Source organism: Subdoligranulum sp. DSM 23681 (assembly GCF_057005535.1).
Genome location: NZ_CM168050.1, coordinates 610901 through 629829, shown reverse-complemented (window position 1 = coordinate 629829; position 18929 = coordinate 610901). Strand labels below are relative to the sequence as shown.

General features: G+C 61.0%; 20 protein-coding genes. 14 read left to right on the top strand and 6 right to left on the bottom strand.

The features are described 5' to 3' along the window. Nucleotides 1-44 precede the first annotated feature (44 nt). Entirely contained in the window at nucleotides 45-785 is a 741-nt protein-coding gene (locus AC127K_RS03120) for a hypothetical protein (protein ID WP_483721530.1), read from the top strand. Next, the gene (locus AC127K_RS03115) at nucleotides 769-2001 is read left to right on the top strand and encodes an MFS transporter (RefSeq protein ID WP_483721529.1); all 1233 of its coding nucleotides are present in this window, start codon (nucleotides 769-771) and stop codon (nucleotides 1999-2001) included. The genes AC127K_RS03120 and AC127K_RS03115 overlap by 17 nt, the downstream gene beginning before the upstream one ends. A 51-nt stretch (nucleotides 2002-2052) precedes the next feature. Here the strand turns inward: AC127K_RS03115 and AC127K_RS03110 are convergent, their stop codons facing one another. From AC127K_RS03110 to AC127K_RS03090, 5 genes are all read right to left on the bottom strand, one after another. Beyond that, nucleotides 2053-2721, bottom strand: a complete 669-nt coding sequence (locus AC127K_RS03110; RefSeq protein WP_483721528.1) for a DUF6320 domain-containing protein — start codon at nucleotides 2719-2721, stop codon at nucleotides 2053-2055. Further along, on the bottom strand, nucleotides 2718-3983 hold the full coding sequence (locus AC127K_RS03105) for a phthiocerol/phthiodiolone dimycocerosyl transferase family protein (RefSeq protein ID WP_294542379.1): 1266 nt from the start codon (nucleotides 3981-3983) through the stop codon (nucleotides 2718-2720). Before AC127K_RS03105 ends, AC127K_RS03110 begins: the two co-directional genes overlap by 4 nt. Nucleotides 3984-4004: 21 nt before the next feature. Beyond that, a complete protein-coding gene (locus tag AC127K_RS03100; RefSeq protein WP_366776851.1) occupies nucleotides 4005-5003 on the bottom strand; it encodes an alpha/beta hydrolase in 999 nt (332 codons plus the stop codon). A gap of 35 nt (nucleotides 5004-5038) precedes the next feature. Continuing rightward, a complete protein-coding gene (locus AC127K_RS03095) occupies nucleotides 5039-5974 on the bottom strand; it encodes a phospholipase D-like domain-containing protein (RefSeq protein WP_483721527.1) in 936 nt (311 codons plus the stop codon). A 104-nt stretch (nucleotides 5975-6078) separates the two neighbouring features. Next, nucleotides 6079-6870 (bottom strand): IclR family transcriptional regulator, encoded by a 792-nt coding sequence (locus AC127K_RS03090; protein ID WP_294542383.1) that lies wholly within the window; start codon nucleotides 6868-6870, stop codon nucleotides 6079-6081. A 142-nt stretch (nucleotides 6871-7012) separates the two neighbouring features. Between AC127K_RS03090 and AC127K_RS03085 the strand changes: the two genes are divergently transcribed. The 6 genes from AC127K_RS03085 to uppS all read left to right on the top strand — a co-directional run bounded on the left by AC127K_RS03085 (nucleotide 7013) and on the right by uppS (nucleotide 11268). Further along, nucleotides 7013-7189: a hypothetical protein gene (locus AC127K_RS03085; RefSeq protein WP_483721526.1), complete on the top strand. Its 177-nt coding sequence runs from the start codon at nucleotides 7013-7015 to the stop codon at nucleotides 7187-7189. A gap of 17 nt (nucleotides 7190-7206) precedes the next feature. Further along, entirely contained in the window at nucleotides 7207-8169 is a 963-nt protein-coding gene (gene eda / locus AC127K_RS03080; protein WP_483721525.1) for a bifunctional 4-hydroxy-2-oxoglutarate aldolase/2-dehydro-3-deoxy-phosphogluconate aldolase, read from the top strand. 61 nt (nucleotides 8170-8230) lie between these two features. Next, nucleotides 8231-9256, top strand: a complete 1026-nt coding sequence (locus AC127K_RS03075; RefSeq protein WP_483721524.1) for a PfkB family carbohydrate kinase — start codon at nucleotides 8231-8233, stop codon at nucleotides 9254-9256. Nucleotides 9257-9431: 175 nt separating this feature from the next. Further along, nucleotides 9432-9971, top strand: a complete 540-nt coding sequence (locus AC127K_RS03070; protein ID WP_294542554.1) for a biotin transporter BioY — start codon at nucleotides 9432-9434, stop codon at nucleotides 9969-9971. 89 nt (nucleotides 9972-10060) lie between these two features. After that, nucleotides 10061-10528: a Holliday junction resolvase RuvX gene (ruvX, locus tag AC127K_RS03065; RefSeq protein WP_294542552.1), complete on the top strand. Its 468-nt coding sequence runs from the start codon at nucleotides 10061-10063 to the stop codon at nucleotides 10526-10528. A gap of 14 nt (nucleotides 10529-10542) precedes the next feature. After that, nucleotides 10543-11268, top strand: coding sequence for a polyprenyl diphosphate synthase (gene uppS, locus AC127K_RS03060; protein ID WP_483721523.1), 726 nt, complete (start codon nucleotides 10543-10545; stop codon nucleotides 11266-11268). A 57-nt stretch (nucleotides 11269-11325) separates the two neighbouring features. Here the strand turns inward: uppS and bsh are convergent, their stop codons facing one another. Next, nucleotides 11326-12324 carry a choloylglycine hydrolase gene (gene bsh, locus AC127K_RS03055; RefSeq protein WP_483721522.1) on the bottom strand — a complete coding sequence of 333 codons (999 nt, stop codon included), beginning with the start codon at nucleotides 12322-12324 and terminating at the stop codon, nucleotides 11326-11328. Between the two features lie 216 nt (nucleotides 12325-12540). On the opposite strand from bsh, the gene AC127K_RS03050 reads away from it, so the two are divergent. The 6 genes from AC127K_RS03050 to AC127K_RS03025 all read left to right on the top strand — a co-directional run bounded on the left by AC127K_RS03050 (nucleotide 12541) and on the right by AC127K_RS03025 (nucleotide 18899). Further along, nucleotides 12541-12882 (top strand): heme transporter CcmB, encoded by a 342-nt coding sequence (locus tag AC127K_RS03050; RefSeq protein ID WP_483721521.1) that lies wholly within the window; start codon nucleotides 12541-12543, stop codon nucleotides 12880-12882. After that, nucleotides 12879-14612: an ABC transporter ATP-binding protein/permease gene (locus AC127K_RS03045; RefSeq protein ID WP_483721520.1), complete on the top strand. Its 1734-nt coding sequence runs from the start codon at nucleotides 12879-12881 to the stop codon at nucleotides 14610-14612. The genes AC127K_RS03050 and AC127K_RS03045 overlap by 4 nt, the downstream gene beginning before the upstream one ends. Then, entirely contained in the window at nucleotides 14609-16267 is a 1659-nt protein-coding gene (locus AC127K_RS03040) for an amino acid ABC transporter ATP-binding/permease protein (RefSeq protein WP_483721519.1), read from the top strand. The genes AC127K_RS03045 and AC127K_RS03040 overlap by 4 nt, the downstream gene beginning before the upstream one ends. Then, on the top strand, nucleotides 16267-16605 hold the full coding sequence (locus AC127K_RS03035; RefSeq protein ID WP_483721518.1) for a nitrous oxide-stimulated promoter family protein: 339 nt from the start codon (nucleotides 16267-16269) through the stop codon (nucleotides 16603-16605). Before AC127K_RS03040 ends, AC127K_RS03035 begins: the two co-directional genes overlap by 1 nt. Then, nucleotides 16602-16997 (top strand): YbaN family protein, encoded by a 396-nt coding sequence (locus tag AC127K_RS03030; RefSeq protein WP_294542543.1) that lies wholly within the window; start codon nucleotides 16602-16604, stop codon nucleotides 16995-16997. Before AC127K_RS03035 ends, AC127K_RS03030 begins: the two co-directional genes overlap by 4 nt. A gap of 396 nt (nucleotides 16998-17393) precedes the next feature. Next, complete coding sequence (locus tag AC127K_RS03025) at nucleotides 17394-18899, top strand: carbon starvation CstA family protein (RefSeq protein ID WP_483721517.1); 1506 nt, start codon at nucleotides 17394-17396, stop codon at nucleotides 18897-18899. The last annotated feature ends 30 nt before the right edge of the window (nucleotides 18900-18929 follow it).

The following is an 18929-nucleotide window of genomic DNA, read 5'->3' as shown; positions in this document are numbered from 1 at the left end:
AATATTTGTAACGATATAATTTATGTAATGAAGGGGGCATACCAATGAACAAGGCAAATCAACACAGGGACACTTCCTGCAAGACCGATTCCAAAGTCAGCACAGAACGGACACAGGAGCCGGTTGTCCCGGATGCACCGGGTGCGGGGGCAAACGGACCGGCAACACCAGCCGAAGGCGGGAAAGGCTGCAAACCCCGCTTCCGGGATGACATGCTGATTCTCAGCGATGAGAAGGACGTGTCCATCTTCATGCACCCGCTGCGTCAGCGCATGCTGGAGAAGATGATGATCCTGGCGGAGCCGGTGACCTCCAAGCGGCTGGCTGACGAACTGGGCATCGCGCCCAGCTCGGCCCGACACCATATGCTCAAGCTGGAATCCATCGGGGTGGTGGAAAAGGACCAGCAGGAGCTGATCCACGGTATCCTGGCTACCTACTACCGCATGACCGACAAGTGCATCTCGCTGAATGTGTGCAACACCGGTCTGTGGGACCCCACCCGGCTTCTGCTGGAAGAAAACGCCCGACAGGTGCGGGAAGGTGCCTTGAAGATGATGAAGGACTGGCAGGAAAGCCCCAGCCAGGACTGGGACGATGCCTGGGGCCTGTTGGAGACCAACGGCGTCATCCATCTTACCCGGCAGGAGGCGCTGGAACTGCGGAACCTGATGGGAGATTACCTTCATAAGCACAGCCAACCGCGCCCGGGAACGGCGCCGATCCGGTTCGACGTGATTTCTTACCGGGCAGGGGAGGTAAAGGAAGATGACGGCAAACACTGACACTGCACCCCGCCGCCGGTTCAACCGGAATCTGTTTCTGGTCTGGCAAGGCATGGCTGAGTCCAAAATCGGAAGCGTACTGTATGCCATCGCCATCGGCATCTGGGTGTACGACAAAACCGACTCCGCCGCCTGGATGAGCATGACCACCGCCATCAGCTATTTCGGCAACATGCTGCTGCAGCCTTTGGGCGGAGTGCTGGCCGATCGGTTCAACCGCCGCAACCTGGCTGCCGGCAGTGATGCGGTCTGCGGTGTGACCATGCTGCTCTTGGGAGCGCTGGCTCTCGCAGGCAAGATGCAGGTCTGGCAGGTGCTGGTGGTGGCGGCCATCAGCTCGGTGTGCAGCGCGGTGTTGTATCCGGCCATGAACGCCCTGCTGCCCCAACTGGTGGAGCAGAATAACCTGATGCGGGCCTCTGCCCTGATGCAGAGCACTCAGTCGGCAATTCAGATGATCGGCAACGCAGCGGGGGGATTTCTGGTGGTGATCTTCGGCGTGCCGGGAATCATCCTGTTCAACGGGGCCACCTTTCTTTTTTCCTCCGCCACCGAATGGTTCATCCAGGTACCGGAGATCCCACATGGGCAAAAGACAGAACATCGCAGTTTTATCCGGGATTTCGCCGATGAATTTGCCTATCTGAAACAGCATCCCGGCCTGACCGGCATGATGGCGGCGGGAGCCGCGGTCAACCTGACCTGCGGCGGGTTTACCGGCATTGTGTATGCCTGGTGCCTGGATAAGGGCATGGACATTCCCCAGTACGGCCTGTTCCTGGGGGCGGAAAGCGCCGCCATGCTGGCGGCCACCGTCCTGATGGCCCTGGTGCCGCTCCCGCGCCGCCGTCGCTGGCATGTACTGGCTCTGGCCAATGTGGGGTACAATCTGCTGTACATCGGGGCCATGCTGGCGTCCGGGTTCCGGGCCTGTACTGTGCTGTACACAGGATTTGCCTTCTGCAATATGGTGGCCAATACGTTCATGTATCCGGCGGTGATGGAAGCCGTCGAGCCGGCCTACCATGGCCGGATCCTGGCCCTGTTCAATGCGGCCTGTGTGGGAACCACTGCCTTTTCCATGGTAGCGTACGGGCTGCTGGGAGACGCATTCGGGGTGATGCCGGTATCCCTGGCAGGCGGTATGCTCACCCTGATCCCCGCGGTTCTGTTTGTATGCAATCCCACCCTGCGTGACCTTCTGACGCAGGAATGAAAAACACCTCTCTTTCGAATGAGAAAGAGAGGTGTTTTTGTGTGTGGATCCTTACATATGCAGCCGCTTGGCAAACTCAGACCACAGGGCCCGACCCTTGAAGATGACCAGCCCCAGAAAGGTGATGACACTCACAATCAGGCAGATGACCCAGGGCAGGGCGGCACGGGTGTGGCGGATGGTCAGCACGATGTAGGGCACCACGCCCACGCCGATGTTCAGCAGAAGGTAGATCAGACCGTTTTCGGTAAACTTTCGGTTGATAAAAGCAAACAGAAAATTCAGCACCAGGGTGGCGGTGCACAGGATGGGAATGACCAGGTCAATGGACACGTTGCCCCAGTCCAGGAACCAGTCACAGAACCACACCAGCAGGGAAGCCCCCACCAGAATCTGGAACAGCAGTTTGGGGGCATTGTGGCTGCCCATCATCAGGGCGCGCAGCAGAAGCAGCGCCGCTGCCACACAGGCCACCACCACCAGACTCCAATGCAGATGCAGTTCCTCCTGCAGCAGAAAGTCAATGGCGGCACAGACCACCACGCCGGCCAGCAGGAAGAAGGTGGCCAGTTTGAAAAAGAGAGGCAGCCGCCGTCCCGGCGGCGGTGCGGGCGGGAAGTAAGGGGTGTCCGGCTCATCGGCACCGGGCAAAGGACTCTGGCACAGGGGGCAGTACGAACCGCTGCCCACCTGGATATGACAATGAGGGCAGGTTTTCATGGGTTTTGCACCTCGCTCGCGTACAGCGTGACGGACAGTCCGGCGTCTGCCAGACTGCGGTAGAAATTTTTCAGCACATTGGTGCTGCGGTAAGCCGAGGCGGTGCCCAGCACCAGATCATCCCCGTAAGAGCAGACGGTGGTGAAGAGGGAAGGGGTGCTGCAATAAGCGGCGAACCCGTGAATGTACGGCCCCAGGGCCTGCGGCACCGTGACCCGGCCCATGTTGGAGATGGTCAGGGTCACCTTGCGGGCTTCCACCCAGTTGCACAGGCCCACCACCCAGTTCTTGAAAAAGAGGGGGACCGGCCGCACACCGGGAATGCGTTCAAATCGTTCAAAACCGTCCATCTGGGCCTTGATGCGGTCATCCGAAAGGGCGTCCCGCAGCTTGGCGTCAAATTCTTTGGCCAGCTCGTCCAGCGTTTCCTCTCCGGTAAAGATGTGCGCCACCCGCACGGTGTTGAAAAAGTTGCGGGCGGTGTCAGAGGGAAAATAGTTGCGCAGATTCACCGGCAGACCCACGGCCATGGCGTGGCCCCGCTCCATGGAAGGCATCTCCCGCCAGGCGGCCAGCATCTGGGCCGCGGCCAGATAACTGGTCAGGCTCACGCCCAGGGCCCGGGACTTGGCCAGGACCTGCGAGGCGGACAGATGCCCTTCAAAGAACTGGGTCTGGTCCAGGGGCAGCCGCCGCCCGTGCAGCCGGCAGACCCGGCGTCTGGCGGCCGGGTCCGGGGCACCTTTGGACGCCCGACGGGCCGCATAGAATTTGGAATAGGAATTTTGTTCCATGTCTGCGGCCGAAGCCCCCTGGTCCCGGGCCACATCCGCCAGGGAATCAGGATGCTGCAGCTGCAGGTAGTTGTGCACCAGACATTTCAGAAACATCAGCCCGCCGTTTCCATCGGTCAGGGCATGAAGCATTTCCACGCTGATGCGGGCGCCATAGTAGGTCACCCGGTACAGCAGGGCGTTTTTCTGGTCCGGACCGTACAGCGCCGCGCAGGGCTGCTTGGTCTCCGGTTCAGGCACCGGCCGTTTGTCGGTGGCCTCAAAGTAATGCCAGAACAGGCCCCGGTGCAGGGTGACCTGAAAATTGGGCAATTCCCGGGCGGTGCGTTCCAGCGCCCGGGTCAGGACCTCCGGGTCCACCTCCTCGTTCAGGGTACAGCTGATGCGGAACACCCGCGGATCGCGCCGATTCATGGTGGCCAGGAACAATTTGGCCACGTTATCGACTTTATACCAGTTTTCCGGCACGGCAAAGCCCCCTTTCTGCGGTCAAAGCTGCCGTTGGATAAACCGTCCCACGCTGTCCATGGCCTGGGCGGCGCTGCGGATGGGCATCTGCTGGAACACATGCCAGCAGTCTTCGTACACTTCCAGTGTGCTGAACACATTCTGCTCCTGCATCTTCCGGTGCAGTTGTTCGGAGTCGGAGAAGAGGATCTCGTTGGTGCCCACCTGGATCAGGGTGGGGGGAAGGCCGCGCAGGTCGGCAAACAGGGGCGAGAAGCAGGGCGATTCAAAATCGGTCCGGGTGCTGCAGTAAGCGGCGCGCACCGATTCGATATACTGCATGGTCAGCATGGGGTCCAGGGCCGCCCGCTCGGTGTGGCTGGCACCGGAGGCGGTCATGTCGGTCCAGGGGCTCATGAGGATCAGGGCCCGGGGCTGGCGGCGGCCCTGCTCCTTCAGCCGCAGGGCCAGTTCCAGCGCCAGGTTGCCCCCGGCGGAGTCTCCCGCCACAATGATGTCCCGGGCACCGTAGCCCATATAGGCCAGATGATCCCACACCGCCAGGGCGTCGGTCAGGGCAGCGGGATAGGGGTGTTCGGGGGAAAGGCGGTACTCAAAGGAAAGCACGTCGCACCCGGCGGCCAGGGCCAGTTTGCTGGCCAGCACCCGGGCATAGCCCAGCTGGCCGCAGGTGTACCCGCCGCCGTGGCAGTACAGCACCACATGGCGCCGGTCGTGTCCGGCTTCAATGCTCACCCACTCTGCCGGTACCGGAACGGGGCCGCCCCGGATGGCCAGATAATCGTTTCGCAGTCCCAGGGTGGGGCTGACCAGGCGGCCGAACAGTTCCTGTCCGGCGCGCTGCCGTTCCAGGTCGTCCGGGTTGGTGGAGCCGGAGGAGGTGACGCTGTGCACGGCCTTGATGGCCCGCATCATGGGGGTCAGCTGGTCGGTCTCGGCAGGGCGCTTGCGCCGTGCGTGATGCAGCTTGCTCCGGTCCACCGAGAGCGGGCTGCGGGGGTTCTTGGGCAGATCAGCCATAGGAAAAGGTCCTTTCGGTATTCGTGAAAATAAACTCAGTCCGGCAGGGCAGCCAGCAGCCGCACCCACAGGGTACGCAGGAGCGGCGGATGGGCCGCTGGCATCCCGCACAGGCGCCACACCGCCTTGCGGTCGGGAAAAGTGCCCCGTCTGGCATACCGGCGGTAGAGCAGTTTCAGCTGCCGGTCCTTGCCGCTGCCGGGTAAATGCAGGATGCAGATGGGTACCAGACAATAATTGGTGGAAACAAAGTAATGCCGTGCGCCCAGCCAGTAGCGCCAGATGTAGGCATTGGCTGCCCGCACCGGTTCGCCGCTGCGCAGCGCCCGCCATGCCGCAATGCACAGGATGACCTCGTCGCCATCCCGGGGCAGCACATTCCGGGCCTGCATCTCCTCATAGATTTCCCGGCACAGCGCCAGAAATCCCCGCAGCCGGGAGGCGCTGCCCGCCACCAGCTCCCCGCCGAAATGGGTCAGAACATGGGGGGCGCTTTCGGGATACAAGGCATCGCAGCAGCTGCTGATGGCCGCCGCCATGGGCTGGCTGGCCGGATGGGGGACCTGGTACAGCAGAACGGCTTCTTCCGCTTCCCGCCACAGGTCGGTCAGGGGATACTGGGTATAGGTATCGGTGTCCAGCATGGCACACCGGTCAAACGTCAGGTTGTTCAGCACCCAGTCCATGGCGCAAAGCTTGTAAAAGGCCAGGGACCAGGGCAGGTCGGCCCCGAACCGGAACCGGTCAAAGGGGCATTGATATATGGTAACACCGGCCCGGGTCAGTTGTTGGTCGAAAGGAGCGGGCAACGGGTCGTTGGTGATGAGGGCCACCTCGCAGTCCGGATTCTGCTGCTTGGCGCTGACCAGCGCCACCACGATGCAGCGGTAATAGACCTGACGGCCCCGGTTGGCGTCGGCGTTTTCCCGGAACCCGTCCAGGGTGGCAAATGCACTGAAAATCAGGTCCATGGCAGATCCTTTCCGGTCAAGTATTATTATAGGTAAACGGGGCCCGGACATGCGCCGGACCATTCGGCTTCATTATACCCCGCGGGGCTATGGTTGTCCACCGCTCAGGTTTTGCTTACCAGCCCCAGGTCGTGCAGGATGTCCGTCCGGGTCTCCAGAGCCAGGGTGCTGATGCGCCGGATGCGCTCCGCAGTCATGTACGGCGCCAGCCCGCTGATGGAAAAGGCGCTGTCCGCCCGACCGCCCGGTCCGGGGATGGCCAGAGCCACGCAGCGGATACCCAGCTCGTTCTCTTCATCGTCAATGGCGTATCCGCAGTTGCGCACCGTCTGCAGCTGGCTGCGCAGCTGGTCCAGATCGGTGACAGTGCGGCCGGTCAGCTTCTGCAGGCGGCTGTGATGCCAGATCTGTTCCACCTCCGCGTCGGGCAGGGTGGCCAGGATGGCCTTGCCCACACCGGTGCAGTACAGCGGGCTGCGCAGTCCCACCCGGCTGGACATCCGCATGGGACCGCTCTCGGTTTTATAAATGTAGACCACGTCCGCTCCGTCCCGGATGACCAGGTGCACCGCCTCCGCCGTGCGCTGGGACAGCCGCTCCAGATGCAGCTTGGCCACGCTCATGATGTCCATACTGTTGACGATGCCGGAGGAGATCTCGAACATTTTCAGGGTCAGCCGGTATTTGCCTGTCTGGGCATCCTGTACCGCGTACCCCAGGCTGACCAGACTGCCCAGCAGCCGGTGTGCGGTGCTTTTGGCCAGATGCGCCTCGGTGGCCAGATTCTGCAGCCCTGCCCCGGCGGGGTGGGCAGCCAGTACCTCGATGAGTTCAAAAATGCGGGAAACGCTCTGTACGCCCCCGCGGTCGGTTTCTTTTTCCGGTGTCTGCGGCATCCTGTGCCTCCTGCATGCAAAATTTACAAAAAGTTCATAATTTGAAGGGGAACAGCCTGCAACCCGAAAGTGCAGGACTCCTGTTCCACAATATGGAACCAAGTATAGCAGGAACGACCCGATTTTGCAAGAGGCATGCCGAATGATGGAACGCAAGCAAAAACCACAAAAAGCAGCTGCGAACCACTGGCAATTTTGCTCGATTGACGCGGGGAAGGGGAATTTGTATAATAAATCAGCAAATTGCGGAACGGCGTTCCAACATATGGAACCCCCCGAACGCAAATTTGATACGGTAAAACCTCAGGAAATTTCATAACGAAGGAGAAATGTGCTATGAATCCGGTAGTGCAGCGCGTTTACGAAATCGGTATTATCCCTGTCATTGCTTTCAACAGTGTGGACGAGGCCGTGCCTCTGTGCAAGGCCCTGGTGGCCGGCGGTCTGCCGGCCGCGGAAGTCACTTTCCGCACCGCCTGCGCCGAAGAGTGCATCAAGAAGATCCACGACGAGGTGCCTGAAATGCTGCTGGGCGCCGGCACTGTCCTGACCGAGGATCAGGCTGACCGCGCCATGGCCGCGGGTGCCTCCTTCATCGTTGCCCCGGGCTTTGACCCCAACGTCACCAAGCACGTCATGGAAAAGGGCGGCCTGATGATGCCCGGTACTTCCACCCCCGGCGAGATGCAGCAGGCCATGAACCTGGGCTGCGAGGCCATCAAGTTCTTCCCGGCCGAAGCCAACGGCGGCGTCAACATGCTGAAGAACATCGGCGGCGCCCTGAAGGCTGCCAAGTGGATGTGCACCGGCGGCATCAACGCCAAGAACGTCAACGAGTACCTGGCCAATGACCAGATCTTTGCCGTGGGCGGCACCTGGATGTGCAAGAGCGACAAGATCAAGGCCGGCGCCTGGGACGAGATCACTGCCATGTGCAAGGAAGCCGTCGATGTCATGCTGGGTCTGGAACTGGGCCACATCGGCATCAACTGCGCTGACGACACCGAAGCCGCCAAGACTGCCGAGACCCTGGGCGCTCTGCTGAGCATGGCTGTCAAGCCGGGCAACTCCAGCATCTTTGTGGGCAACAAGGAATTCGAGATCATGAAGAAGCCGGGCCGCGGCACCCATGGCCATATCGCCATCAAGACCAACAACGTGGACCGTGCCATCTATCACCTGGGCCTGCGCGGCGTCAAGTTCGATATGGATTCCAAGGTCGTCAAGAACGGCAAGACCACTGCCATCTACATGGCGGACGAAGTCGCCGGCTTTGCCATCCATCTGGTCCAGAAATAAGCCGGACCCCCTGAAACGGTACCCGAACTGAAAAAGTCTTTGATAAAAGGAGAAAATACCCATGAATGTCGTTACTTTTGGCGAACTGATGGTCCGTCTGCAGCCGTACAACTACGAGCGTTTTGTGCAGGCTGATCACCTGGAATTCACCTTCGGCGGCGGCGAGGCCAACGTTGCGGTCTCTCTGGCCAACTATGGCGCCCATGCCATCTACGTCACCAAGCTGCCCGCCCATGCCATTGGTCAGGCCGCTGTGAACAGCCTGCGCCGTTACGGCGTTGACACCACCAAGATCGTCCGCGGCGGCGATCGCGTGGGCATCTACTACAACGAGAAGGGCGCTTCTCAGCGCGGCTCCGTCTGCATCTATGACCGTGCCCATTCCGCCATCCAGGAAGCCACCACTGCCGATTTCGACTGGGATTCCATCTTCGAGGGCGTGGATTGGTTCCACTTCACCGGCATCACCCCGGCCCTGGGCCCCAATGTCGTGGACATCTGCCGCGAAGCCTGCAAGGCTGCCAAGGCTCATGGCGTCAAGATCAGCTGCGACCTGAACTACCGCGGCAAGCTGTGGACCCGTGAGGAAGCCCGCGCTGCCATGACCGACCTGTGCCAGTACGTGGACGTCTGCATCTCCAACGAGGAGGATGCCAAGGACGTGTTCGGCATCGAGGCCGAAGCCACCGACATCTACGCCGGCGAGATCAACCGCGAAGGCTACAAGAGCGTGGCCAAGCAGCTGGCCGACAAGTTCGGCTTCGAGAAGGTTGCCATCACCCTGCGTGAGAGCCATTCTGCTTTCGACAACGGCTGGAGCGCCATGCTCTACGACGTTGCTTCCAACGAATACTGCTTCAGCAAGAAGTACGACCTGCACATCATCGACCGCGTCGGCGGCGGTGACAGCTTCGGCGGCGGCCTGATCTACGCTCTGCTGTCCGGCAAGAGCACCCAGGATGCCGTGGAGTTCGCTGTGGCGGCTTCCGCTCTGAAGCACTCCATCGAAGGCGACTACAACATGGTCAGCGTTTCCGAGGTGGAGAAGCTGGCTGGCGGCGACGGTTCCGGCCGTATCCAGCGCTAAGAGATTTTCCCCCCCCCTATACGGTTTACCTTCCCAATGGAAGCCCCGGCTCTGCCGGGGCTTCTTCCTTTTTCCGTGGTTGACGGCACCATACCCCTGCGATATACTGGAACAAGACGGTTCCGGGCCGGACCCCGGCCTTTTCATCAACAACCAAGGAAGGAAGGCGCTCCCCATGAACACAACCACCCATCTTCGCCTGCGCAAAATGATCCTGTGCGCTCTGTTCACGGCCCTGACGGCCGTGTGCAGCCAGATCCAGGTCCCCATGCCCTGGGGCGTGCCCATCAATCTGGCCTTGTTTGCCTCCTACATGTCCGGGCTGCTGCTGGGCGCAGTGTGGGGAGCCGGCAGCCAGCTGGTCTATCTGCTGCTGGCTGCGGTGGGGGTCCCGGTCATGGCCGGACTTTCCGGCGGTCCGGCGGTTCTCTTCGGCAAGACCGGCGGCTATGCCATCGGCTTCATGCTGGCGGCGCTGCTCACCGGCGCCCTGGTCCAGCTCTGGGGCCGGAGCTTCTGGCGCATGTGCGCCGCCATGGCGGTGGGATGCGTGGGGTGCTACGCCCTGGGCACCGTCTGGTTCATGGTCATCACCGGTACCGGTGTGTGGCAGAGTCTGGTCTGGTGCGTGCTGCCCTATCTGCCCGGTGACGTGCTCAAGATTTTGCTGGCCGCTCTGCTGGCCCAGCGCCTGGATAAGCGCCTGCCTGTGTGACCGCCTTGTGCCCGCGGCACGCAAATGGTATAATGTACGAAAAAGCGGCCCTGTGCCGTACACTTTGCATCGGCTCAGGAGGTTTGGCCATGAAATGGATTGCAGTGGATTACGGGGACTCCCGCACCGGTCTGGCGGGATGTGACGCCACCGAACTGGTCTGTGCGCCCATCACCCCGCAGATCGAAGAAAAAAGCATGAACCGTGCGGCCCAGGCTGTGGCGGCGGTGGCTTTCCGGGAAAAGTCGGAGGGAGTGGTGCTGGGGCTGCCCAAAAACATGGACGGCACCGAAGGCGCCCGCGCCACCAAGAGCCGCCGGTTTGCCCAGCGTCTGGCCGATGCCTGCGGCATGCCGGTGGTGCTGTGGGATGAACGCCGCACCACCGTTTCGGCGGCGGCTATCCTGGCGCAGAACGATACCTTCGGCGCCAAACGCAAGGAGCGGCTGGATTCGGTATCCGCCGCGGTGATTCTGGAAAGTTTCCTCAACTGGCGGCGGCAGCATCCCGGTGAATCCGCCCCTGAGACCGTTTTGCCCCAGACAGCCCAACAGTGAAAAAGGAGACAATCATGCCTGCCAACGAAACACGTATTCCCACCCATGTTGCCATCATTGTGGACGGCAACCGCCGCTGGGCCCGCCAGCGGCTGATGCCCGCCAGCCTGGGCCATAAGGCCGGGTTTGAACGCCTGAAAGAGATCACCCGCTACGCTGTGGGGGACCGGGGCGTGCATGTGCTCAGCCTGTATGTCTTTTCCACCGAGAACTTTGCCCGGGATGCCAAGGAAGTGGGCTATCTCATGGACCTGTTTGCCAACAACTTCCGGACCATCGCCGATGAGATGAACGAGCGCGGCTGCCAGGTCCTGTTCAGCGGCCGGCGGGACGGCCTGCAGCAGCGGGTGCTGGACGCCATGGACTACATGATGGACCTGACCAAGGACAACAAGAAGGGCATTGTCAACTTCTGCCTGAACTACGGCAGCCATGCGGAAATCACCGATGCCGTCCGCGCCATCGCCGGTGAGGTAAAAGAAGGCCGGCTGGACCCCGCCGCCATCGACGAGCGCACCATCGAAAGCCATCTTTATCGGGACCTTCCTCCGGTGGATCTGATGATCCGCACCAGCGGGGAGGAGCGGCTTTCCAACTTCCTGCTGTGGCAGTGCGCCTACGCGGAGTTCTACTTCACGCCCACCCTTTTCCCTGACTTCGACAAGGCCAGCTTTGATGAAGCCCTGGCCGAATATGCCCGCCGGGATCGTCGTATGGGCGGCAACACCAAAAAGAAATAATCCCTGAACAAACATGACCGCCTCCGCAGCTTTTGCGGGGGCGGTCATTTTATGCTGTCAGCGGGTCTCGGGAATGCGCCCGTTCAGGTGTTCCACATCCTGGCGGTCCTGCAGCGGGAAGGAGAACAGGGGATCGGCTTCCAGGTCCTCGGCGTGGAGATGAACCGCGCGGATGCGGTTGTTGTCATAGGTCTTGAAGTAGTAGATGCCATGTTCCGCGTCAATGCAGCAGGAGTAGGTGGTGATATCGCATTTGTCCTCCGGGGTGCGCACGCTGCCCCGTACCATGGCCACCCCGTCCAGAATGTGGAAGAACTGGGCCACGGCACTCAGAGGCGTGTCTCCCCAGACTGCGTTGGCTTTCAGGAAGCAGGCCTTTACATACCGGGACTGGGGCGAAAAGTCCCCCGGCAGTCCGATGGCCCCCATTCCCTGGCCGTAGGGCGCCAGAGGCAGGGCGGCGGCAAAGCGGTTTTCCGCCGGTTTGGGGGACAGGTGTTGAAAATTGTTCAGCGCCGTCAGCTGATAGGGGAAGGGCGGGTTGTTGGTCAGCACGCCTGCGGGGTCTTCGTACAGACGCAGGCCGTCCTTCCGGGGTTCCGCCACCAGGGCGCCGGTGGCATCAGCAATGTGCCAGTGCAGTGGTGCCAGGGGATAGCCCGGGGCGAAGGAAATGCCCACCAGCTGTACCGTTTCCAGCAGCTCTTTGGCCTGGGCCAGATTTTCACACTGTCCCAGCACAAGCGGGATCAGCTCATAGGGTGTCACGGCCTCACCGAGAACTTCCTCCTGCGGGGGATACCAGGCGTTGCCGGGAAAATTCAGCCCCGCCATATACAACCCTTTCTCGTTCACCGCTTCGGCATACAAGGGGTAGTTGTCGGCCACGTTGGCCATGCCGATCATGGCAAAGTGCCGGGGCAGGGCGGGGTGACGATGAAACCTGTATTCATAGCTCCGGGGTGTGATGACCACCTGCTCCCCGAAGGAATACTCCAGATCCAGGTTGCGCCCGTGCAGGCACAGGGGCGAGGATACGGTGATGCTGGTACACATGAAAAGCGACCTCCTTGTTTTTTTCTTTTTATAAACAGTATGCCCGCAAACGGGGGAAAAAGCAAGGCCGGTGCCGGGTTGACAAACCGGGCAGGGTATGGTATGATACGCGAGTTAGTGCGCTCTAACCAAGAACGCACCTTTTTCTTGCAATGGGAGTTAGGTACAACAAACCAACCGGAAGTGATTTCCTTTACGGAAAGGATGGAGAATATCATGGGCAAAAAATTGATGTACGGTGCGCTGGCGGTCAGCGGCCTTCTCACGATGCTGCAGCCGCTGACAGGGGCTGTGGTCCATAAAATGGCGGCCAGCGTGTTTCTGCTCCTCTGCGTGGGGCATATGATCGCCTGCCGCAAAAAACTCACAGGTGCAGGGGTGGCGCTGCTGGCGCTTCTTCTGCTGGCCTTTGCCAGCGGCGTCCCGGCACTGATGCAGGGCGGCGTGGCGGGGGCCGTGCACGGCGTGCTGGGCATCCTGTGCCTGTGCGCCATGGCAGCCCACGGCTTTGCCCGCCGTCGGGCCCTCAAATCCACGGAAAGGAAACAAAAGTCATGATGATCAACAAGCGCCTCATCGCTGCGGTGGGGGAAAGCAAAAAATACATTGCCGCCAACGTGGCCCTGCAGTGGGTGTCCCTGGCCGCCAATATCCTGCTCATGGGGGTCTTCTGCCGGGTCCTGGCAGACCTTTTCACCGGTCACCTGGCCCCGGGCGCCCTGGTCCGAGCCGCCGCCCTGGTGCTGGCAGCGGTGGCGGTGCGTGTGGCCTGCAGCGTGGGAGCCTCCCGCATGGCGTTTCTGTCCAGCCGGACGGTCAAACTGCGGCTGCGGGGATTGATTTACGACAAACTGCTGCGCCTGGGCGCGTCCTACCGGGAGCGGGTCAGCACCGGCGAGGTGGTGCAGGTGGCGGTGGAAGGGGTGGACCAGCTGGAAACCTACTTCGGCGCCTATCTGCCCCAGTTCTTTTACGCCATGCTGGCGCCCCTGACCCTGTTCGCAGTGCTCTGCCGGGTCAATCTGCCCGCCGCCGCGGTGCTGCTGGTCTGTGTGCCCCTGATCCCCGCGGCCATCGCGGCGGTACAGACCTGGGCCAAAAAGCTGCTGGGCAAATACTGGGGCCAGTACACCGCCCTGGGGGATACCTTCCTGGAAAATCTTCAGGGCCTGACCACCCTGAAGATCTACCAGGCAGACCAATTCAAACATGAGGAGATGAACCGGGAATCGGAAAAGTTCCGCCGCATCACCATGAAGGTCCTGACCATGCAGCTGAACTCCATCACCATCATGGACCTGGTGGCTTACGGCGGCGCGGCGGCAGGCATTGTTCTGGCGGTACTGGCCTTCCGGGACGGCAGCGTGCAGCTGGACGGCGCCCTGTTCATCCTGCTGCTGGCGGCGGATTTCTTCCTGCCCATGCGGCTGCTGGGCAGCTACTTCCATATTGCCATGAACGGGATGGCCGCCTCGGAAAAAATCTTCCGCCTGCTGGATGCACCCGAACCTGCCGCCGGTACCCAGACCCTGGGCCGGGACGTGACTGTCCGGTGTGAGAACCTGACCTTCGGGTACACGCCCGACCATCCGGTGCTCAACGGCGTGGACCTGGTAGCGGGGCAGGGAAGCTTCATCGCGGTGGTGGGGGAGAGCGGCTGCGGAAAATCCACCCTGGCCGGGGTCCTCACCGGACGCAACCGGGGTTGGACCGGTGGGGTGACCATCGGGGGGATCCCGCTGGATCGCATCACCGAGGCAAGCCTGCTCTCCAAGGTGACCTATGTGGGGCACCAGAGCTACCTTTTCAAGGGCACCGTCCGGGAAAACCTGCGCATGGGCAGCCCCAAGGCCGACGATCATGCCTTGTGGCAGGTGCTGGAGGAAGTTTGTCTGGCGGACTTCCTGCGGGCGGAACAGGGGCTGGACACCCCCGTGGCAGAACGGGGCGCCAACCTGTCCGGCGGTCAGTGTCAGCGTCTGGCTCTGGCCCGGGCCATTTTGCATGACAGCCCCATCTACATCTTTGACGAAGCCACCTCCAATATTGACGTGGAGAGTGAGAACGATATCATGGAACGCATCCGGGCCATGGCCGGCACCAAGACGGTGATCCTGATTTCCCACCGTCTGGCCAATGTGGAAACCGCCGACCGCATTTATGTACTGCAGGGCGGCAAGGTGACCGAAGCCGGTCTGCATCGGGAGCTGCTGGCCCGGAAGGGGGCGTACGCCCGGTTGTGGAACGCTCAGCAGGCTCTGGAAAATCTCAAGGAGGAACCCCAATGAAACAACGGAGCGGCTTTGCCGTCATGCGCCAACTGATCGGTCTGGTCCGGCCTCTGGCCGGATATATGGTCCTGGCTGTGTCCATGGGTCTGGCCGGACATCTGTGCGCCGCCTTTCTCACCATATTCGGTGTATACGCCCTGTGCGGCATCCTGGGACTGCCTGCCCCTCTGGGGCTGGCCGGACTCTTCGGCTGCATCGCGGCCATGGCGGTGATGCGGGCCACCCTGCGGTACGGGGAACAGGCCTGCAACCACTTTATCGCCTTCAAGCTGCTGGCTCTGCTGCGGGACAAGGTCTTCCGGGCCCTGCGCGCGCTGGCACCTGCCAAACTGGAAGTGCGGGACAAGGGCAACCTCATCAGCGTGATCACCTCCGACATTGAACTGCTGGAGGTCTTTTACGCCCACACCATCTCCCCGGTGCTGATTGCGGTGCTGTTCAGCGGCATCCTGTCGGTCTTTATCGGCAGCTTCCATCCGCTGCTGGGCCTGCTTGCCCTGGGCGCCTATCTCTGCGTGGGGGCGGTGATCCCGCTGCTCATCTCCCGGGCCAGCGGGACTCACGGACTGCGTTTCCGCACTGAGTCGGGGGCGCTGAGCAGCTTCGTGCTGGACAGCCTGCGCGGCCTGCCCGAGACTCTGCAGTATGCCCAGGGTGTGCAGCGCCGCCGGGAACTGGACCAGCGGACCGTGGCCCTTACCCGGGAGGAATCCCGCCTGAAATGGATCTCCGGCTGGGGCATGGCCCTGACCAATGCCCTGATTTTGCTGTTTGACCTGGGAATGCTCCTGACGGCGGCGGTGCTGTATCAGCAGGGGCAGCTGCCCTTTGATGGCGTGTTGGTACCTACCGTGGCCCTCATGAGCTCCTTCGGCCCGGTGGTGGCCCTGGCGGGGCTGGGCGGCACCCTGCAGAACACCTTTGCCGCGGGCAACCGGGTGCTGGACATTTTGCAGGAAACGCCCCAGGTACGGGATGTGTCCGGACAGCCCGCCACCCGATTTTCCGGTGCCGATGCCGAGAATGTCAGCTTTGGATACGAGGACCAGCCTGTCCTGCGGGAACTGTCAGTACAGGTGCCCCAAAACCAGATCCTGGGCATCGTGGGCCGCAGCGGCAGCGGCAAATCCACCCTGCTCAAGCTGTTCATGCGCTTCTGGGAAGCGGACAGCGGGGCAATCCGCCTGTCCGGCAAACCGGTGGGACAGATCAACACCGACGACCTGCGCAAGATGGAAAGCTACGTCACCCAGCAGACCCACCTTTTCCATGACACCATCCGCAACAACCTGCGCATTGCCAGACTGGACGCCACCGATGCCCAGATCGAGGAAGCCTGCCGCAAGGCTTCGGTCCATGATTTCATCCTCTCCCTGCCAAAGGGGTACGACACCCAGGTGGGAGAACTGGGAGATACCCTCTCCGGCGGGGAACGCCAGCGCCTGGGGCTGGCCCGGGCTTTCCTGCACAATGCGCCGTTCATGCTGCTGGATGAGCCTACCAGCAATCTGGACAGCCTGAACGAAGCGGTCATCCTGCGCTCCCTGCAGCGTGAGCGGGCGGGCCGCACGGTGGTGCTGGTATCCCACCGGCAGTCCACCATGCGGGTCGCGGACCGGGTGCTGCAGGTGGATGCCGGGAGGTGCAGCTGATGACCACACAGCAGAAACGGGAGCGGGAACAGCAGGTGGTGGCCTGTATGATCGGACTGTACTGCCGCAAAAAGCACCACACAAAGGGCAACTTGTGCCCCGACTGTGCGGCTCTGCTGGAATACGCCCGGGCCCGCAGCCAGCGCTGCCCGTTCATGGAACAAAAGACCTTCTGTTCCCGGTGTCCGGTGCACTGCTACCGGCCGGAGATGCGGGAAAAGATCCGTCAGGTCATGCGGTTTTCCGGCCCGCGGATGCTGCTGGTCCACCCGATGCTGGCGCTGTATCATATGGCAGAGACCCTGCGCGGGAAAATACATAAGGAGATTCCACAATGAAGCTGAAAAAAATCCTGTATCTGGCGGGCGGCTTTCTGGGCCTGGGCCTGGGGGCGCTGGGGGCGGTGCTGCCCCTGCTGCCGGCCTTTCCCTTCCTGCTCCTGGCGGCTTTCTGCTTCGGCAGAAGTTCCGAAAGACTGGACCGCTGGTTCCGTTCCACCCGCCTGTACAAAGACAATCTGGAAAGCTATGTGGCCGGCCGGGGCATGACCCTCAGAACCAAGGTGCGCATCATGGTGGTGGTCACCCTGCTCATGAGCGTGGGATTCCTGATGATGCATGCCGTGCTGCTGGGCCGCATCGTGCTGGGGGCCGTGTGGGTCTTCCATGTTTTGTACTTCCTGTTCGGGGTGAAGACCATCCCTGCGCCCCGGCGGGAAGAAGAGGAATAAACCCTTTCGGACTCGTCTGCGGAAAGAGGATCTGCTTTCTCAGAATGCAAAAAACATTTCCGGTTTCCGGCTTCCGGCAGGCGGCCGGAGACCGGGAAAGAAAACGGTCCCTGATTTTGAAAACCTCGCGGTCATACGTGAGGTTTTCTTTTTTGCGCGGAAAAAGCGGCAGAAGACCGGGGGTGAAACCTTTGCAATACAAAGAACGATATGCGGCAAAAAATCAAAAAAATTGGTGAAATGGGACAAAAAAATCCAAAAATATTGAATTATTTTGACAGAGTGCTATAATAACAAACGGGGAAATCAGGTGAATCCATAGAGGCAATACCACCCGATACGGTTTCAAACAGTACCGCGCGAAACGGTGCTGAAATAATAATGGGAGGAATCTTTATGGTAAGTTTTGTTATCTGTCTGGCCATTTTGCTGATCGGCTACTTTACTTACGGCAAAGTCGTCGACAACACCTTCGGTCCGGACGACCGCGAAACTCCCGCCGTGCGCATCAATGACGGCGTTGACTACGTCGTGATGCCTCAGTGGAAGCTGTTCCTGGTCCAGCTGCTGAACATCGCTGGCCTGGGACCGATCTTCGGCGCCATGCAGGGTGCTCTGTGGGGACCCATCGTGTTCCTGTGGATCACCTTCGGTACCATCTTTGCGGGCGGCGTTCACGACTACTTCTCCGGTATGATCAGTGAACGCAACGACGGCGGCTCCATCGCCGAAGTCACCGGCAAATACCTGGGCCACGCCATGCAGAACGTCATGCGTGTGTTCTCGGTGGTGCTGCTGATCATGGTCGGTACCGTCTTTGCAGTGGGCCCTGCAGGCCTGATCGTCACCCTGTGCAAGAACTTCGGTGCCACCGGCTTCCTGGCCACCACCCTGTTCTGGCTGGTCCTGATCCTCATCTACTACTTCATCGCGACCTTTATCTCCATTGATAAGATCATCGGCAAGATCTATCCTGTATTCGGTATCTGCCTGGTCATCATGGCCATCGGTGTCATTGTCGGCATCTACACCAACCCTGAATTCACCATCCCCGAAATCTGGACCCATCTGTACAATATGCACCCCTCCGCCACCCCCATCTGGAGCTTCATGTTCATCACGGTGGCCTGCGGTGCCATCTCCGGTTTCCACTCCACCCAGTCGCCCCTGATGGCGCGCTGCATGAAGAGCGAGAAACAGGGCCACTTCGTCTTCTACGGCGCCATGGTCGCCGAGGGCATCATCGCCCTGATCTGGGCTGCTGCCGGCTGCGCTCTGTATGAAGTCACCGGCGGTCTGAACACCGGTCTGGCGGCTGCGCTGGCGGAAGGTCAGTCTGCTGCCATCTATGACGTCTGCTCCCGCACCATGGGCGGTATCGGCACCGCGCTGGCCATGATCGGCGTGGTTGTCTGCCCCATCACTTCCGGCGATACCGCGTTCCGTTCCGCCCGTCTGACCCTGGCCGACTGGTTCAAGATCGATCAGGGTTCCTATGTCAACCGCCTGAAGCTCTGCATTCCCGTGCTGGGCGTTGGTGCCGTTCTGGGCATCGGCAATGCACTGGGCTACATCGACTACACCGTGATCTGGCGTTACTTCAGCTGGACCAACCAGACCCTGGCCATGATCGTTCTGTGGGCTGCTTCCATGTTCCTGTTCGTTGAGAAGAAGAACTTCTGGATCACTGCCGTGCCCGCTACCTTCATGAGCGCGGTTTCCAGCACCTACTTCATCCTGGCTCCGGAATGCCTGGGCGGTCTGGTCAACGGCAAGACGGCCGACGGCGCCACCGTGTACAACACCGCGGTTGCCTATCCCATCGGCATCATCTTCGCCATTGCTCTGCTCGTCATCTTCCTGATGGCCACCAAGAGACATTCGGCAAAAGCGCAGGCCTGATCCTGCGCGGCTGAGCCGGCAACGTACAAC

What these genes read in the sequence shown, in the direction of transcription:
- bsh (WP_483721522.1), bottom strand. Translation starts at nt 12,324, where the DNA reads ATGTGTACCAGCATCACCGTATCCTCGCCCCTGTGCCTGCACGGGCGC.
- AC127K_RS03050 (WP_483721521.1), top strand. Translation starts at nt 12,541, where the DNA reads ATGGGCAAAAAATTGATGTACGGTGCGCTGGCGGTCAGCGGCCTTCTC.
- AC127K_RS03025 (WP_483721517.1), top strand. Translation starts at nt 17,394, where the DNA reads ATGGTAAGTTTTGTTATCTGTCTGGCCATTTTGCTGATCGGCTACTTT.
- AC127K_RS03120 (WP_483721530.1), top strand. Translation starts at nt 45, where the DNA reads ATGAACAAGGCAAATCAACACAGGGACACTTCCTGCAAGACCGATTCC.
- ruvX (WP_294542552.1), top strand. Translation starts at nt 10,061, where the DNA reads ATGAAATGGATTGCAGTGGATTACGGGGACTCCCGCACCGGTCTGGCG.
- AC127K_RS03115 (WP_483721529.1), top strand. Translation starts at nt 769, where the DNA reads ATGACGGCAAACACTGACACTGCACCCCGCCGCCGGTTCAACCGGAAT.
- AC127K_RS03045 (WP_483721520.1), top strand. Translation starts at nt 12,879, where the DNA reads ATGATGATCAACAAGCGCCTCATCGCTGCGGTGGGGGAAAGCAAAAAA.
- AC127K_RS03095 (WP_483721527.1), bottom strand. Translation starts at nt 5,974, where the DNA reads ATGGACCTGATTTTCAGTGCATTTGCCACCCTGGACGGGTTCCGGGAA.
- AC127K_RS03100 (WP_366776851.1), bottom strand. Translation starts at nt 5,003, where the DNA reads ATGGCTGATCTGCCCAAGAACCCCCGCAGCCCGCTCTCGGTGGACCGG.
- AC127K_RS03085 (WP_483721526.1), top strand. Translation starts at nt 7,013, where the DNA reads ATGATGGAACGCAAGCAAAAACCACAAAAAGCAGCTGCGAACCACTGG.
- AC127K_RS03090 (WP_294542383.1), bottom strand. Translation starts at nt 6,870, where the DNA reads ATGCCGCAGACACCGGAAAAAGAAACCGACCGCGGGGGCGTACAGAGC.
- AC127K_RS03035 (WP_483721518.1), top strand. Translation starts at nt 16,267, where the DNA reads ATGACCACACAGCAGAAACGGGAGCGGGAACAGCAGGTGGTGGCCTGT.
- AC127K_RS03110 (WP_483721528.1), bottom strand. Translation starts at nt 2,721, where the DNA reads ATGAAAACCTGCCCTCATTGTCATATCCAGGTGGGCAGCGGTTCGTAC.
- uppS (WP_483721523.1), top strand. Translation starts at nt 10,543, where the DNA reads ATGCCTGCCAACGAAACACGTATTCCCACCCATGTTGCCATCATTGTG.
- eda (WP_483721525.1), top strand. Translation starts at nt 7,207, where the DNA reads ATGAATCCGGTAGTGCAGCGCGTTTACGAAATCGGTATTATCCCTGTC.
- AC127K_RS03075 (WP_483721524.1), top strand. Translation starts at nt 8,231, where the DNA reads ATGAATGTCGTTACTTTTGGCGAACTGATGGTCCGTCTGCAGCCGTAC.
- AC127K_RS03030 (WP_294542543.1), top strand. Translation starts at nt 16,602, where the DNA reads ATGAAGCTGAAAAAAATCCTGTATCTGGCGGGCGGCTTTCTGGGCCTG.
- AC127K_RS03070 (WP_294542554.1), top strand. Translation starts at nt 9,432, where the DNA reads ATGAACACAACCACCCATCTTCGCCTGCGCAAAATGATCCTGTGCGCT.
- AC127K_RS03040 (WP_483721519.1), top strand. Translation starts at nt 14,609, where the DNA reads ATGAAACAACGGAGCGGCTTTGCCGTCATGCGCCAACTGATCGGTCTG.